The organism is Burkholderia sola, assembly GCF_905400185.1.
GTDB classification, from domain to species: Bacteria; Pseudomonadota; Gammaproteobacteria; order Burkholderiales; family Burkholderiaceae; genus Burkholderia; species Burkholderia sola.
The window spans coordinates 1,059,995-1,077,036 of sequence record NZ_FR989677.1; the positions used below are offsets into that span (position 1 = coordinate 1,059,995).

A 17,042-nucleotide genomic window follows, 5' to 3' on the forward strand; every position below is an offset into this window, starting at 1 on the left:
TAGATTATTCCAGTTGCAAAATCGATGACCACCTTTCCGTTCATGCGGACGCGGTTCACCGGGATGACGGCCCCGAAGCGCGGCAGCTGAGCGTATATAAAAAAAGACCCGCGCGAGGCGGGTCCGGAAATACGGGAGCGGGTTGCCCCGCTCCGCCAGTCAGGCAGTTACCACTGATACGATGCCCCCAGGCCGACAGTGTTACCACCGCTCGACAAGCCCACACCGGCCTTCATCTTCAGGTTCTTGTTGATGCGGGCCTCCCCGCCGAACGCGACCGCCTGATAGCCCTTGTAGCTCGCACTGCCGATACCGAACGACAGCGTCTTGCCAGGGTCGACACCCGGGATCATCGTCAACGCCGTTGCCGCCGCGATACCCGAATAGGCATTGCGCGATACGCCGTTGATCTGACCTTGCAGCCCGCCAACCGCCCGGTCGAGCTGCCCCTTGGTCGCCGCATCCGACGCATTCACGCCATCCGCGATATTGACGATCCGGCGCTTGCCCTGGTCGGAGCCGTCACCGAACGAGACCGTGTTGTCCTCGTTCGCGACGGAGCCTGCACCAATCGCAACGCTGTTGTCGCCGCGGGCCTTCGCACCCTGACCGATCGCCGTGCTGTTCTCGCCGCGAGCCGACGCGTCCTGGCCGATCACGGTGCTATTGGCCGCGTGCGCATCAGCACCTGCGCCAATCGCCGTGCCGCCCGCGGCGCGCACCGTCGCGTTCGCGCCGACTGCCGTGGCGTTGCCAGCGTCGTCGTTGATCGTCGAGCCCGACCCCATCGCGACGTTGTCGCTGCCGTTGCCGGATTGGGCCGCCGTCACCGCCTGGCCTGCTTCGCCCGAACCGCTGATCAGGTCGTTGCCGACCGTACGGCGCGAGTCACCGCCCGAACCGCCGGTGGTTTCAATCTTGCTGACGCGATCGTCCATCGTGCCCAAGCGGTTTTCGAAGTCGTCTTTCAGCGACGACAACTGGCCGTAGTTCACTGCGTCGTACTGGCTCTTGCCGTCTGCAACGTTGGTCAGCATCACCGGCGCCGCCGCAGGGCCGCCCAGCGTCACCGAACCGTAGTTCGGGTTGCCGTGCGAGTCGACGTCGTAGCGCACCGCCAGCGAATCGGTGGCGCCATACGCCGCAGCTGCCTGCACCGCCTGCGAGACGGTCGCATACTTGTGACCGCCCACTTCGATCGAAGTGACGGCAACCTGCCCGTTTTCATCGACGGTCGTGTCGCCTCCGATCGCATTCGCGACGCTTGTGGCTGTGCCGTGCAGTTGCGAGCCGTTCACCGCATCGGTGCTCGTCGCGCTTACCGCGCCGGTTGCCACATTGTGCAGGCCAACAGGTGCACCGGCATCCCCGAGCGTGACCGACGCATGATTCGCCGAGCCGTCTTCATTGCGATCGTAGCGCACCGATGCGATCGCGTGCCCGGTTTCCGGATCGATCAGACCGCTGTTCTCGATCGTATCCTTCAGGGTCGAGATGTCGCCCGTGTTGGCCGTCACCCGCCCGTCGAGGTTGTCGATCGCCGCACCGACACTGTTCACCGTCGTCGTGCCGCCCGCGAGCGAGTAGCTCGGCGCGGAGATCGTGCCGTCGGCGCCTGCCTGCGAGCCGCCGCCGAGCGCAGTGGCCATGCTCTGCGACGCACCATACAGTTGCGAGCCGTTCACCGCTTCCATGCTCGTCGCATTCACGGCGCCGGCAGCAACGTTCTTCAGCGTCGAGCCTTTCTCGCCAGCCAGCGTGACCGTGCTCTTCGCCGCATCGTCGTACGCCACCGCGTTCGGATCCGTACCGCTACCGCCGCCGCTTGCCGCTGCTGCCGCGATCGCGTCGCCGACGTTACCGTAGGTCTTGTCGCCGACGTGATACTTCGGCGCCGTCACGCTGCCATCGGCGCCGATGCCGGCACCGCCGCCCAGCGCGGTCGTTACGCCGCTCAGCTGCGCGACGTTCACCGCGTCGGTGCCTTGCGTACCCGCCGCAACATTCACGATCTGGCGCTCGCTTCCAGCGCTACCCACCGAAACGGTATTGGCTCGCGTCGCCTTGGCGCCTGCGCCCAGCGCCACGGCACCGTTCGCCGCGCCTTCCACGCTCGTATTGGCACCCAGCGCCATCGCATTGGTCACGTTCGGTGCAACGCTCGCACCCGTACCCAGCGCAATGCCGTTGATCGCGCCTACTGCGGCTTCCGCTGCATTGCCGATCGCGATCGAGCTTTCACCGATCGCCTTGATGCCGTTATTGCCGACCGCGACCGCGTTCTCGCCGTTTGCCTTCGCGTTCGAGCCGATCGCCAGCGCTCCCGCGCCATTGGTCGTCACCTTCGAACCGATGGCCACCGAGTACGCCTGGTCCGCGCCCGTTTGCGCCATATTGCCGATCGCAACCGATTCGTCCGACAGCGCCCCGGTATTCAGGCCGAGCGCGATCGCGTTCGCCCCTGCCGCATGAGCCTCCACGCCGATCGCGGCGGCCGTCGTGGTATCCGGATCGCCCCCGCTGATACTCGCCGAGTTCGTCCCCCCCATACCGTCGACCACGACCAGGGAATTCGGCTCGTCCGAATCCGCAAGCGCGTTGACCCGAGACAACAGGTGCGACTGCTCAGCTGCGACACGGGATTTCAGTTTGCCCAGCGCCTCGAACAACTGCGATCCATTGATCGCATCCGTACTCCTGGCGGTGACGTCCCCCGCTTTCACGTGGACGATCTTGCGTTCGGTCCCGTCATCACCAACGGACACCGTCATCGCTTCGTTCGCGACGGAATTGGCACCCAGCGCAACCGATCCGCTCGCCAGCGCACGCGCACCGGTACCCAGCGCCAATGTATTCGAACCGCCTGCCAGGGCCTTTGAACCGATCGCAACAGACTGAGCGCCGGTGGCGGTCGCCGGTGCGCCGCTGGCCCGGACCTTGATGTACTTCAGATCGATGTTGCCTTCAGCCAGCTCGCGCTTCACATCGGACAACCCGGTGTTCAGCTGACCCAGGTTCACCGCGTCAGTATCATCCACGCCTGCTGCGACGTTCTTCAACGCCACCGGATCTTTTGCACCCGCACCGCCAAGCGTCACCGAGCCACGATCTGCCGTGCCGTCCTCCTTACGGTCATACGTCACCGCCGCGATCACCTTGCCCGTGTCCTTGTCCACCAGACCGGATTCGGCAATATCGTCTTGCAGCTTCTCGACGTTCGTCGCGTTCGTCGTCACACGGCCGTCAAGGTTCGACACCGCGTCGCCAACGTTATGCGCGGTCGTCTTGCCGCCGTCCAGCGTGTACGCCGGGGCCGTCAGCTTGCCTGCGGCGTCCACCGTCGAACCGCCGCCCAGCGCGCTCGCCACGCTCTGCGACGTGCCGTACAGCTGCGAGCCGTTCACCGCTTCCATGCTCGTTGCATTCACGGCGCCCGCTGCAACGTTCTTCAGCGCCGTGCCTTGCTCGCCAGCCAGCGTGACCGTGCTCTTCGCCGCATCGTCATATGCAACCGCGTTCGGGTCCGTACTGCTACCCATTTCGGCTGCGGCAACGATCGCATCACCCACGTTACCGTAGGTCTTATCGCCGACGTGGTAGTTGGGTGCCGTCACCTTGCCCGCCGCGTCTACCGTCGAACCGCCACCCAGCGCGCTTGCCACGCTCTGCGACGTGCCGTACAACTGCGAACCGTTCACCGCTTCCATGCTCGTGGCGTTTACCGCACCGGCCGCGACGTTCTTCAACGCCACCGGATCTTTTGCACCCGCACCGCCCAGCGTCACCGAGCCACGATCTGCCGTGCCGTCCTCCTTACGGTCGTACGTCACCGCTGCGATCACCTTGCCCGTGTCCTTGTCGATCAGACCGGATTCGGCAATATCGTCTTGCAGCTTCTCGACGTTCGTCGCGTTCGTCGTCACACGGTCGTCCAGGTTCGACACCGCGTCGCCAACGTTGTGCGCGGTCGTCTTGCCGCCGTCCAGCGTATACGCCGGTGCCGTCAACTTGCCTGCCGCGTCCACCGTCGAACCGCCCCCCAGTGCGCTTGCCACGCTCTGCGACGTGCCGTACAGCTGCGAGCCGTTCACCGCTTCCATGCTCGTCGCATTCACCGCGCCGGCCGCAACGTTCTTCAGCGTCGTGCCTTGCTCGCCAGCCAGCGTGACCGTGCTCTTCGCCGCATCGTCATATGCAACCGCGTTCGGATCCTTGCTGCTACCAATCTCAACCGCGGCCGTAATCGCATCACCCACGTTACCGTAGGTCTTGTCGCCGACGTGGTACTTCGGCGCAGTCACGCTGCCATCGGCACCGATGCCCGCGCCACCGCCGAGTGCGGTCGTTACGCCGCTCAGTTGCGCCACGTTCACCGCGTCGGTGCCTTGCGTACCCGCCGCAACGTTCACGATCTGGCGCTCGCTTCCCGTGTTACCCACCGAAATGGTATTGGCTCGCGTCGCCTTCGCGCCTGCGCCCAGCGCCACGGCACCATTCGCCTTGTCGTCCACGCTCGTATTGGCACCCAGCGCCATCGCATTGGTCACGTTCGGCGCAACGCTCGCACCCGTACCCAGCGCAATGCCATTGGTCGCCCCTACTGCGGCTTCTGCTGCATTGCCGATCGCGATCGAGCTTTCACCGATCGCCTTGATGCCGTTATTGCCGACCGCGACCGCGTTCTCGCCGTTTGCCTTCGCGTTCGAGCCGATCGCCAGCGCTCCCGCGCCATTGGTCGTCACCCATGAACCGATGGCCACCGAGTACGATTGATCCGAGCCTGTTTGCGCCATATTGCCGATCGCAACCGATTCGTTCGACAGCGCCCCGGTGTTCAGGCCGAGCGCAATCGCGTTCGCCCCGGCCGCATGCGCGTCTACACCGATCGCGGCGGCTGTCGTGCTTTCCGGATCGCCCGTCGCGATGCTCGCGGTGTTGAACCGACTACCGTCCGAACCCATACCATCGATCGTGACGAAGCTCGAGCCTTTACCACCACCGCCGCCGCTGGCTGCCGCGGCCGCAATCGCGTCACTGACGTTACCGTAGGTCTTGCTGCCGACGCGGATCGTCGGCGCCGTCACCTTGCCGGCCGCGTCCACCGTCGAACCACCGCCCAGCGCGCTCGCCACACTCTGCGACGTACCGTACAGCTGCGAACCGTTCATCGCTTCCATGCTCGTCGCATTCACCGCACCGGCTGCAACGTTCTTCAACGTCGCGCCTTTCTCGCCGGACAGCGTGACCGCGGTCTTGGCTGCATCGTCGTACAAGACCGCATTTGAATCCGTACCGCCGCCCCCGCTCGCTGCCGCGGCTGCGAGCGCGTCACCGACGTTACCGTAGGTCTTTTCGCCGATGCGATACTTCGGTGCCGTCACGCTGCCATCCGCGCCGATGCCCGCACCACCGCCCAGCGCCGTGGTAACGCCTTTCACCTGGCCCACGTTCGCCGCATCGGTGTCGCCGATGCCCATCGCAACGTTCTTCAACGCCACCGGGGCCTTTGCGTCCGCGCCGCCAAGGGTCACCGAACCGCGATCCGCCGTGCCGTCTGTCTTGCGGTCGTAAGTCAGCGCCGCAATCGCCTTGCCCGTGTCCTTGTCCACCAGACCGGATTCGGCAATATCGCCTTGCAATTTCTCGAGGTTCGTCGCGTTCGTCGTCACACGGACGTCCAGGTTCGACACCGCGTCGCCAACGTTTTTCGCCTTGGTCTTGCCGCCGTCCAGCGTGTACGTCGGCGCCGTCACCGTACCGCCCGCGTCCACAGTCGAATCACCGCCCAGCGCACTCGCCACACTCTGCGACGCGCCGTACAGCTGCGAGCCGTTCACCGCATCCGTGCTCGTCTTGGCCACCGCGCCATCTGCAACGTTCTTCAACGCAACCGGCGCTGCCACGTCCGCGCCGCCCAGCGTCACCGAGTTGCCATGCGCCGTGCCGTCGTTACGGTCGTACGTCACCGCCGCAAGCACCTTGCCCGTGTTCTTGTCCACCAGACCCGAATCAGCAAAATCGCCTTGCAGTTTCTCTACGTTTGTCGTGTTCGTCGTCACACGGCCGTCGAGATTCGACACGGCTTCGCCAACGTTTTTCGCACTGGTCTTGTCGCCGTCCAGCTTATACGTCGGCGCCGTCACCTTACCGGTTTCGTCTACCTTCGACTCACCACCCAGCGCGCTCGCCACACTTTGCGCGGCGCCATACAGCTGCGAACCGTTCACCGCTTCCGTGCTATCCGCATTCACCGCGCCCGCTGCAACTTTCTTCAGCGTCGTGCCTTTCTCGCCAGACAGCGTGACTGCGCTCTTGGCTGCATCGTCGTACACAACCGCATTCGAATCCGTACCACCGCCACCGCTTGCTGCCGCGGCTGCAAGCGCGTCACCCACATTAGCGTAGGTCTTGTCACCGATGTGATACGTCGGTGCCTTCACGCTGCCGTCGGCGCCGATACCCGCATCACCACCCAATGCCGTGGTGATGCCCTTCATCTGGCCTACGTTCACTGCGTCGGTATCCGAAATCCCGCCTGCAACGTTCTTCAACGCCACCGGCGCTACTGCGCCGGCACCGCCAAGCGTCAACGAACCGCGATCCGTCGTGCCGTCTGCCTTGCGGTCGTACGTCAGCGCCGCGATCGCCTTGCCCGTGTCCTTGTCGATCAAACCGGACTCGGCAATATCGCCTTGCAGTTTCTCAACGTTCGTCGCGTTCGTCGTCACGCGGCCGTCCAAATTCGACATCGCGTCGCCAACGTTGTGTGCGGTGGTCTTGCCGCCGTTCAGCGTGTACGTCGGCGCCGTCAGCTTGCCTGCTGCATCCACCGTCGAACCGCCGCCCAGCACACTCGCCACGCTTTGCGCGGCGCCATACAGCTGCGAACCGTTCACCGCGTCCGTGCTATCCGCATTCACAGCGCCAGCTGCAACGTTCTTCAGCGTCGTGCCTTGCTCGCCAGCCAGCGTGATCGCGCCTTTGGCCTTGTCGTCGTACGAAACTGCATTCGGATTCGTACCGCCACCGCCACCGCTTTCCGCCGCAGCCGTGATCGCGTCACCGACGTTACCGTAGGTTTTGTCGCCGACGTGATACTTCGGTGCCGTCACGCTGCCATCGGCGCCGATGCCGGCACCGCCACCCAGCACCGTCGTTACGCCACTGAGCTGCGTCACGTTCACCGCGTCGGTGCCTTGCGTACCCGCCGCGACGTTCACGATCTGGCGCTCGCTTCCGGCATTACCCACCGAAACGGTATTGGCGCGCGTCGCCTTGGAACCGGTACCCAGTGCGACCGCACTATTCGCGCCTTTTTCGACGCTGGCATTTGCGCCCAGCGCCATCGAGTCGGCCACGTTGCGTGCAACACTCGCGGACGCGCCCAGCGCAATGCCATTGGTCGCACCTGCTGCGGAGCTGGCCTTGTTACCGAGCGCAATGGAATTCGTGCCGATTGCCGCCACGCCGTTATTGCCGAGCGCGATCGCGTTGTCACCGTTTGCCCGCGCCTGCGAACCCACGGCAAGGGCGCTTTCCCCGTTGGTCGTCACATTCGACCCGATGGCCACCGAATTGGCTTGGCCGGCACCCGTTTGGGCCATGTTACCGATGGCCACTGCGCCATCCGAGTACGCGTAGCTACGCACGCCGAGGGCGACCGCATTCGCGCCTGAGGCAATGGAACCTACACCGATCGCGGCGGCAGTGTCGCTCGCCGGATCGCCGCCGACGATGTTCGCGGTATTTTCCTGACTACCGTCCGCTCCCGCACCGGCAACTTGCAGGAATTTCGATGGGTCGACCGATGCCAAGTCTGTCTTGGCTGCAAGGACGTTAGCCGTCAGCGAGCCATGCCGCGACCTGAGTTCCGACGAGAGCTTGTCGGTCCGGTCGGTCATCTTTTCGACCGCTTCGGTCAGTTGATTCACGTTGACTGCGTCGGTATCTTCCGTACCATCGGCCACATTCGAAATGCGACGTTCGCGACCGACGTCGCCAACCGATACCTGGTTCGCCTCCGTAGCAACCGAATTGAAGCCGATCGCAACCGAGTTGAGTCCATTCGCACGTGAACCCGTACCCAAGGCCAGCGAGCCATTTCCGGTCGCGTTTGCTCCCGAGCCGATCGCGACGGTATTGGTTCCCATGGCATTTGCGGCTTGCCCCGTTGCCTTGACCTTGATGTAGCGCATCGACAGGCTGCCGTCCGAGAGCGAATCGCGAATCGACTTCGTTGCATCCGACAATTGGCCGACGTTCACTGCGTCTGCATCGTCAACGCCCGCTGCAACGTTCTTCAACGTCGTGCCTTTCTCGCCAGCCAGCGTAATCGCGCCTTTGGTCTTGTCGTCGTATGAGACCGCGTTCGGATTCGCGCCGCCACCGCCGCCGGTTTCCGCCGCAGCCGTAATCGCGTCACCGACGTTACCGTAGGTCTTGTCACCGACGTGGTACTTCGGTGCCGTCACGTTGCCATCGGCGCCGATGCCCGCACCACCGCCCAGTACCGTGGTAATGCCTTTCAATTGATTCACGTTCACTGCATCGGTGTCAGTCGTACCGACTGCAACGTTCTTCAAGGCCACCGGCGCTGCCGCGCCCGCACCGCCGAGCGTCACCGAGCCGCGATCCGCCGTGCCGTCTTCCTTGCGGTCGTACGTCAGCGCCGCAATTGCCTTGCCCGTGTCCTTGTCCACCAGACCGGAACCGGCAATATCGCCTTGCAGTTTCTCGACGTTCGTCGCGTTCGTCGTCACGCGGCCGTCCAGGTTCGAGAATGCGTCGCCAACGTTGTGCGCGGTGGTCTTGCCGCCGTCCAGCGTATACGCCGGTGCCGTCAACTTGCCTGCTGCGTCGACCGTCGAACCGCCGCCCAGCGCGCTTGCCACGCTCTGCGACGCGCCGTACAGCTGCGAACCATTCACCGCTTCCATGCTCGTCGCGTTCACCGCGCCGGCCGCGACGTTCTTCAGCGTCGTGCCTTTCTCGCCAGCCAGCGTGATAGCCCCTTTGGTCTTGTCGTCATATGAGACCGCGTTCGGATCCGTACCGCTACCGCCGCCGGTTTCCGCCGCAGCCGTGATCGCGTCACCCACGTTACCGTAGGTCTTGTCACCGACGTGGTACTTCGGCGCCGTCACGCTGCCATTGGCGTCGATGCCTGCACCGCCACCCAGCGCCGTAGTAACGCCTTTCAACTGGCTCACGTTCGCTGCGTCAGTGTCAGCCGTACCGACTGCAACGTTCTTCAACGCCACCGGCGCTGCTGCGCCCGCACCGCCCAGCGTCACCGAGCCGCGATCTGCCGTGCCGTCTGCCTTGCGGTCGTACGTCACCGCCGCGATTACGTGATTCTTGTCCTTGTCCCACAGACCGGATTCGGCAAGATTGTCTTGCAGTTTCTCGACGTTCGTCGCGTTCGTCGTCACACGACCGTCCAAATTCGACACCGCGTCGCCAACGTTGTGTGCGGTGGTCTTGCCGCCGTCCAACGTGTACGCCGGTGCCGTGTGCTTGCCTGCTGCGTCCACTGTCGAACCGCCACCCAGCGCGCTTGCCACGCTCTGCGACGTGCCGTACAGCTGCGAGCCGTTCACCGCTTCCGTGCTCGCAGCATTCACGGCGCCCGCTGCAACGTTCTTCAGCGTCGTGCCTTTCTCGCCAGCCAGCGTGATCGCGCTCTTCGTCGCATCGTCGTATGCAACCGCGTTCGGATCCGTACCGCCGCCGGTTTCCGCCGCAGCCGTGATCGCGTCGCCAACGTTACCGTAGGTCTTGTCGCCGACCTGGTATTTCGGTGCCGTCACGCTGCCATCGGCGCCAATTCCTGCACCACCGCCCAGCGCCGTCGCTACGCCCTTCAACTGCGTCACGTTCACGACGTCGGTGTCCTGCGTACCCGCTGCAACGTTCACGATCTGACGCTGGGATTTGGCGTTCCCTACCGAGACCGTATTGGCTCGATCGGCTGCCGAGCCGGTGCCAAGCGCCACCGCCCACGTAGCATTCGCACCTACACTGGCTTGGTGCCCTAACGCGACCCCATTACCTGGGCTGGACTGAGCATCGGGTCCAATGGCAACAGAAACCCCTTGCGCCTGCGCGCCTGCTCCGATTGCTATTGCACGCATATAGCCGCCTTGCGAGCCATCGACCGCGCGTGCATCCTGGCCAATCGCAATAGCACCCGAATACCCCGACCGACCGGCTGCTGCGTTATCGCCAATAGCAATCACGCCCGTTCCCGCGCCCGCAGTATCCGCCTTCGCACCCACGCCCACCGCGACATTTTTACTGGTTGCGTACGCATCCTTCCCCATCGTGACCCAACCGGCATCGAGCCGGTCACTACTAGCTTTCGCAACCGCGGCATTCATCTGGTCCGACGTCACCGCCGCAGTCACTTTGCCAGTTTTCGCGTCCAGCAGGCCAGTATCAGCAAAGTTGCCTTGAAGTTTCTCGACGTTCGTCGCGTTCGTCGTCACGCGGCCGTCGAGGTTCGACAGTGCGTCGCCAACGTTTTGAACAATGGTCTTGCCGCGGTCCAGCGTGTATGCCGGTGCCGTCACACTGCCATCAGCCCCGATACCCGCCCCGCCGCCCAGCGCCGTGGCAATGCCTTTCAGCTGAGCCACATTCGTTGCGTCGGTGTCGGCCGTACCAGCCGCCATGTTTGTAATTTGACGTTGAATATTTTTGCTGCCGATCGACACTGAGTTCTCGCGAAGTGCTTTGGAGTCTGTACCCAACGCAACGGAGTTATGGGCATCCGCATAGGTGTACGATCCGATTGCCGACGTGGAATCACCCTTCGCCCACGAGTTCGCCCCGAGCGCAACCGCTCCTACGCCCTTAGCTTGCGCACGCGCTCCAAGTGCCGTTGCCGAGGCGACCTGCCACTCGTCCTCTTTGCGTGTAATACCCCCGCCTTCGGCATGCGAGGCCCAACCTACGGCGACGTCCTGACGATTAATCGCCTCGGGAGGAAAATTGAGATCTTCATATATCGAATTTGAGCGAATCGGAATGCCAGCAATCGAATCTTTTAGCTGCTTCACGGTCACTGCGTCGTCATCCGCAACTCCGGCCGCGAGAGATGTGATCTTCGAATTTGAAACATTAACGTCACTCGCCGATGACAATGTCACTTTTTGGCCGTAAATGCTCGTTCCATCGGCATCAAGCACAAACCGGCTTTTCCCTTGCTCCGCCCCACCTCCAAAAAATAAACCTGCCGACTTGTTCCCAGCCCACACACCTCCTCCGCTCAAACCATTTTCACTGGTCATAACGGAAAAAGTGGTTCCGGAGACATTGGTCAACCCGGCATCCCACGCTGCGCAATTTCGAAATTTCTCGTCTGATCCATTGGCGCACTTTTTGTTATCGCCACTTTCCCATCCAAAATACGGACCGCCCTCATTTGCGGCTGCGTAAGCATGACCCGTGGCCCCGGCCATCACAACTCCCATAGCAGCGGCTGCGAACATTACAGGAGTCTTGCGTAAAATAGCCCTCGACGATGCCCCACCGGCATACGATTTCGCTACCTCAGAGGCGGCCGTCCATGTACCGCTGGATGCATTCCAAACCACCTTGTACGACTTATTCATATAACACTCTCTATCTCAACACAAAATAGCGTCCATCCATCAGTGGATGGACCATTGCTATCGAACGAACAGCCGACCGAAATCTCGCGCCACATCGATTCGGGTAATGGCCATGAGACCCGCCGGGCTTCATGCGCGCACCCATTGCTTTACGCTCATGGACGCAATGACGATCCGACTCCAAAGTCCATCGAATTATCGGCTTCACCCGGTGCCATGAAATATAGGAAGCGACGCAAAAAAGTCGCCCGATGTCCTATTTTTCGACGAAAACATAGGCCATTTCCTATTCGAGCACTGGGGGACCATCTAAAGACGAATCGATTTAATTACAAAATCGAATTTATATTGGAAACGATTATCGGCAGGTGAAAATAACGCGCGCCTTCAAGATCCACTTTTGAAATCGTGGATCAGGCATATTTAATTTTTCAGACGGCAAGGTGGCCGTCGCGCGCAGCAATCACCTATGGTGCTCGGACGGCCTCGAATTCCACGGCGACAACGGCGAGCCGCTGTGCGTATCATTCGCACTGGATTGATGTGATCGTGAGGCGATGAGTTGGGCAGGCACGACGGAAAGCCATAGCGGCGACATCGTGAGAGACGTGATGCTCGCTACAGTGGAAAATCGGATTGGCGACGAACTGCATAAGCCATCCGAAATCGAATGGCTGAGCGACAACGGCGAGCTACATGGCCGACGACACGCGCCGGTTCGCAGTGGCCATCGGCCTAAAGGCATTGACCGCACTGGTGTCCAGCCCACCAAGTAATGGGATGGCCGAGAGCTTCGTGAAGACGACGAAACGCAACTACGTCGCCGTCATGCCGAAGCCGGACGCAGCGACTGCTACACGCAACTTGGCCATCGCGTTCGAGCATTGCCACGAGAAGCATCCCCATAGCGCGCTGAAATACCGCTCGCCTAGCGAGTCCCGGCGTTCGATGGATTCGGCAACCTTAGTGTGATGCCGTGTCCGGTATTACAGGGCCAGCTCCACCGGCGTGGGACCCTTGAAGGCCGTTGAGCGTGTATCTCGACCGCTGGCGTCACCTTTCAGGAATACTTTTGGGCTGTAGCATGCAGCGCCAGCCAAGACTCCACCGCATCGACAAACGACTTGCGATCTGCTTCCTCGACACATTTGGATTCCGCTATCTTCGCGGCCCAACCTTCCAAGTGACTCACCAGCTCGCCCCTATCAAGAATCATCAGGGCGCCCTGAATCCGGTGCAATCTTTCCAGCACCTCGGATACGTGACCCGCCTGCACCATCAATCGGAGTGCTTCTCTGTCGGAAATCCACGATTCGATGAACAACGATAGAAGTCGGCTGACACCAGGTGTAGCCCGTGGCAATTGCTGAACGTCGCCAGGCCCGAGCACGTTTTGCAGCACGAGAGAAAGGTCGCTCAAAGTCGACGGTTTTGTGATGAGCGCGTCGAACGGGGTGTTTGCCACTCCCGCGAGTGTCGCATCGGCAGTACACGAAACGACCGGCCACGATATCCCCGCTGCTCGCAAGTCGGACAACAGCTCCGCTCCGCCCTTGCCGGGCAAATTGGAATCGGTGACGACGAGATCGTAGATCCGGGACTGGCAACGTCGAATGCCATCCTCCGCGCTACCGACGACTTCTACATGTCCGATCCCGAGCATCCGCAATTGATCGTACATCAACTGCGCACTGACTCGGTCGTCCTCAACCACCAGGACGCTGGCATCACTCCACGCACCACCCGTGATCTCGCCGGAACCGTCAGTGCTCTGACGGCCATCATCATCCGCTCCGGAAAGGACCAGTTCGATCGCATCGAGAAGCAACTGACCGCTGTAAGCGCTAATTGTGACGGCATGGCCTGTGGAGATCGGGACAAGCGGCCCATCCAGGCCGATCGTTATGCGACGGTAGGCACCACTCGTTTTGGGCGAACCGTCATGTTCGAGCCAGTCGCGCGCGTCGATGAAAACGGTGGATGCAGGCGCTTCCTCCCGCCCGTCATCCTGACCACTCGTGACGCGGGCCGCCGGATACCACGCGCTGAGCTGGGCCACCAGTTGCCCACGCCAACTGGGAATATCGCAATTCACCACGAAATCGATGCCTTGGCCGGCATTGCCGTTGATTCGCGCCGCTGAATCGTGACGAAGCGGCAACACGACGGTGAAGATCGATCCGACGCCAACCTCGCTTTCGACGGTGATATTGCCACCCATTCGTTCGGCGATTTTCTGGCAAAGAGACAAGCCGAGCCCGGTACCTGCTCGCGAACTTTTCGGCCCGGCCGAGCCCTGGACGTACGGCATAAAAATCTTTTCAATCTCGTCTTCGGGAATACCCCTGCCGGAGTCAGCGACGCGGAGCCGAACCTGGCCGTCCTCCGTCGAGCCGAGTGAAACCGTGATCGCCCCGTGAGATGTGAACTTGACTGCATTGCCAATGAGATTGGTGACTATTTGCGTGAACCGGTACCCGTCGCAAATCCACGTACCCCGTAGCGCCGGATCGATCAGGCAGAGAAGCCGCACGCCGTTCTTCTGCGCGTCCACCGCAAACGTCCGGCTTGCCTGCTCGACGAGTTGATCAATGTGTTGTGGCTGTTCCTGTAGCAGGAACTCACCTGCCTCGATTCTGGACAGATCAAGCACGCCGTTGATCAGCGAAAGGAGTGAGCCAAACGAGTCCTGCGCGATCAATAAGCGCGAGCGCTGCTCCTCGGTCAATCCCATCCGCGAAAGCAATTCAAGATTCCCTAATGCCCCGTGCAACGGTGTCCTGATTTCATGGCTCATCGTCGCCAAAAACATTCCCTTCTCGTGACTTTCGGCCTGAGCACGCGCTCGAGACTCTCGCAGCCGCCGTTCGATTTCCTTTCGCTTCGCCAAATCGACCATCCCAATCACGAAAACATCGTCTCCGCGATACTTTGCCTGCGCATAGGCAACCTCGAGATCAGGCTCCATCTCAAACCGGCTTACCACGCCGGAGCGCTCGGCACTTCCCGCATGAAACCTGACCAGTGCGCCGGCACGTGCAAGTACGTTGTCGGGGCTGGCGTCCTTTTCCCCTTGGCTGGCAAAGGCCATCTGGAGGCTCTGCGCTTCCGCGTTCTGCAGCAGGATGGCTCCGCTCCTCCTGGCCACGACGGTCAAGCTCACCGGCGCGACCTGGATGATGGACCGACTGAACGCCTCGCCCTCTAAAAGGCTATGCAGCCGCTCGCTGGACGGCCGAATCACCTCGCGATTCATCCAGAACGCGCCTCCGATGACCAGACCGCACCCACTCAGCGTCGCGAGTACAACAAGCAGCAGTTGCTGGGTGATTGCGCCCAGAAGGTCGCTCCAGGTATATGCATATACCGCGACCCACTGCGGGCCCGGCACACGTTGAATAACGAAGAAGCTGCCCTCCCGCCAGATGCGTTGGGGCCGTCCGTTCGCCGCCTGATATACCCACGGATTTCTCGATATGATTTCCGCCCAATGCGCCTCTTGCGGATTCGTTTCGTCGATACCCAATAGTCGCTGCACCGCGCACGAGACCACGAAAAAATGCGGATCGCCTTCGTTGTGCAGAAAATACTGATTGAATCGATTACACGGAATCGACAATGCGATCGTTGCCTTGCGTTGCTCACCCTCGTAGACGGATGTCGCAAAATACGTGGTCGTCATGTCGTTGAGCGGATCCTTGGACCCGGTCACCCACACAACCTTGCCCCGCACTCCATTCCGGGCATCGCGCTGCATCTCCTCTTCGACAGGCTCCATGCGTTTCCCGATGAAGTCTTCCGCGGCCTTGTCAGTGTTCAGCTCGGCAATCTGGTCCGGTGCGAGTGGCGGAAGCGTGGCCAAAAATCGCTTATCGGGCGTATAGATAAACCCTTCCGATAGCGCTGGCGAGTTGTCCTGAGGGGAAAGCGAAAATGTCGACGCATATCTTGCCAGATCGATCAAATTTGTCTGGCGAGCCGCGTCCGCGGGTGAAGTGAGTGTCGACACGACCGAGAATGCGCGGGTCGCCGCAGATCCGGGCACTGTCTGAGCCAACTGGTTCTTTCTGGGCAACAGAACTTTCCGTGCCCGCGAGTCGCCTGACTCCAGGTACTCCTTTGCAATCTGGTACGTCACGACCAACTGGCGAATGCGGGCCTCGCGCCTGTCGACCTCCTCCTTCAATGCCTCTCTCTGCGCGGAAAATTGCTGCGCAAATTCCTCGTGCTGGTGTGATATCAGGAGTTCGGTCACGCCCCCGGCGCATACCAGGATCAGGCACGTCAGCGTTATGGTCGAAACAATCAGCAGGCGCTTTGAGAACGTCAACCTGAGCGGGACGTAAGCTGGGGTTGCCGTTACGATTCCGTCGTCGGCCCCATCCGAAGCTTCCTCTGCGTTGCCGCGAGACTGGCTCATGAGCCGAAATGCTCCGTGTAGATGCGGTAGAGGTCCGCTTCGGATCTTGCCCCCAGTTTGTGCATGGCCCTCATCTTCTGGTGGCTGATGGTCTTGATGCTGCGATTCGTATGCATCGCGATTTCCGTCACCGACATCCCGCGCCCAAGCATTCGAAATATTTCGAGCTCGCGCTCGCTGAGCGATTCGATCGAAGTCTGCGCTGCATGTCCGGCCTCGAGCAGGTCGACAGCCACGGCCGGATCAACGAACGTTTGCCCGGCATGCACACGGCGCACGATTGCAGCCAGGCGCGCGAAATCCTGGCTTGATTTTCTCAGGAAGCCTGCAACGCCCGTATTCATGACGCGAGAGACGAGCAGCGCGATATCTTGATGTGCGGTCAGCACGACGATCGCAACATGTGGATGGCTGCGCCTTAGTCGCTTGAACAGTGCCACTCCATCCGGCTGCTGATCGCCGCTGAACGAATAGTCGCAGATCAAGACATCGCAAGGCTGCTGTTGCAACAAATGCAGCAGCTCCGAAATTGTCGATGCAACACCGGCCACATTGATATCCATCTCGGCCGACAGGATCGCGGCGACGCCGGTAGAAACTACCGGATGGTCATCGGCCACGACGACATTGATGCGACGACGCGCGTTGCCGCTTTCAGTGGATGCATTCATCAACATTTTCCCAAAAAACAGCTGTCTATCCTTCCGATGCCCAGTTGCAATCCGGGGGCTCGCCTTTCGGCCCTCTGTCAATCTTAATCAACTTTCTATTCGGATACCGACCCAGCCGGGATTTCTCTTCGAACGTCGCGTCTGCATGCGCGGGGATTCATGTTACCCATGGTGGCTTGCGGAGCGGCGGCGCACCGCGATGTCACGGCATTCGCCAGGTCACCTTTCTCGACGTCTCGCCTCGAGCATGGCATTTTGCAATGCACAATATCCAAGAGCTTACGCAGAATGCCGCCCAGGACACCTTTCTCCTATTTCAGCCCCACGAAGCACTCG

At 61.5% G+C, this 17,042-nt stretch carries 3 protein-coding genes and 1 pseudogene; 1 reads left to right on the forward strand and 3 read right to left on the reverse strand.

Annotated features, from left to right (window positions below):
* Positions 1–167: 167 nt before the first annotated feature.
* Entirely contained in the window at positions 168–11,615 is an 11,448-nt protein-coding gene (locus tag KR541_RS34845) for a YadA-like family protein (protein ID WP_216090180.1), read from the reverse strand.
* A 434-nt stretch (positions 11,616–12,049) separates the two neighbouring features.
* Between KR541_RS34845 and KR541_RS34850 the strand changes: the two are divergent.
* A pseudogene (locus KR541_RS34850) lies at positions 12,050–12,587 on the forward strand (DDE-type integrase/transposase/recombinase); the annotation flags it as partial.
* 88 nt (positions 12,588–12,675) lie between these two features.
* Here KR541_RS34850 and KR541_RS34855 read toward each other — a convergent pair.
* Both KR541_RS34855 and KR541_RS34860 read right to left on the reverse strand, forming a co-directional pair.
* Positions 12,676–16,035: an ATP-binding protein gene (locus KR541_RS34855; RefSeq protein WP_050014186.1), complete on the reverse strand. Its 3,360-nt coding sequence runs from the start codon at positions 16,033–16,035 to the stop codon at positions 12,676–12,678.
* Positions 16,032–16,706: a response regulator gene (locus KR541_RS34860; protein ID WP_063772897.1), complete on the reverse strand. Its 675-nt coding sequence runs from the start codon at positions 16,704–16,706 to the stop codon at positions 16,032–16,034. Before KR541_RS34860 ends, KR541_RS34855 begins: the two co-directional genes overlap by 4 nt.
* Between the last annotated feature and the right edge of the window lie 336 nt (positions 16,707–17,042).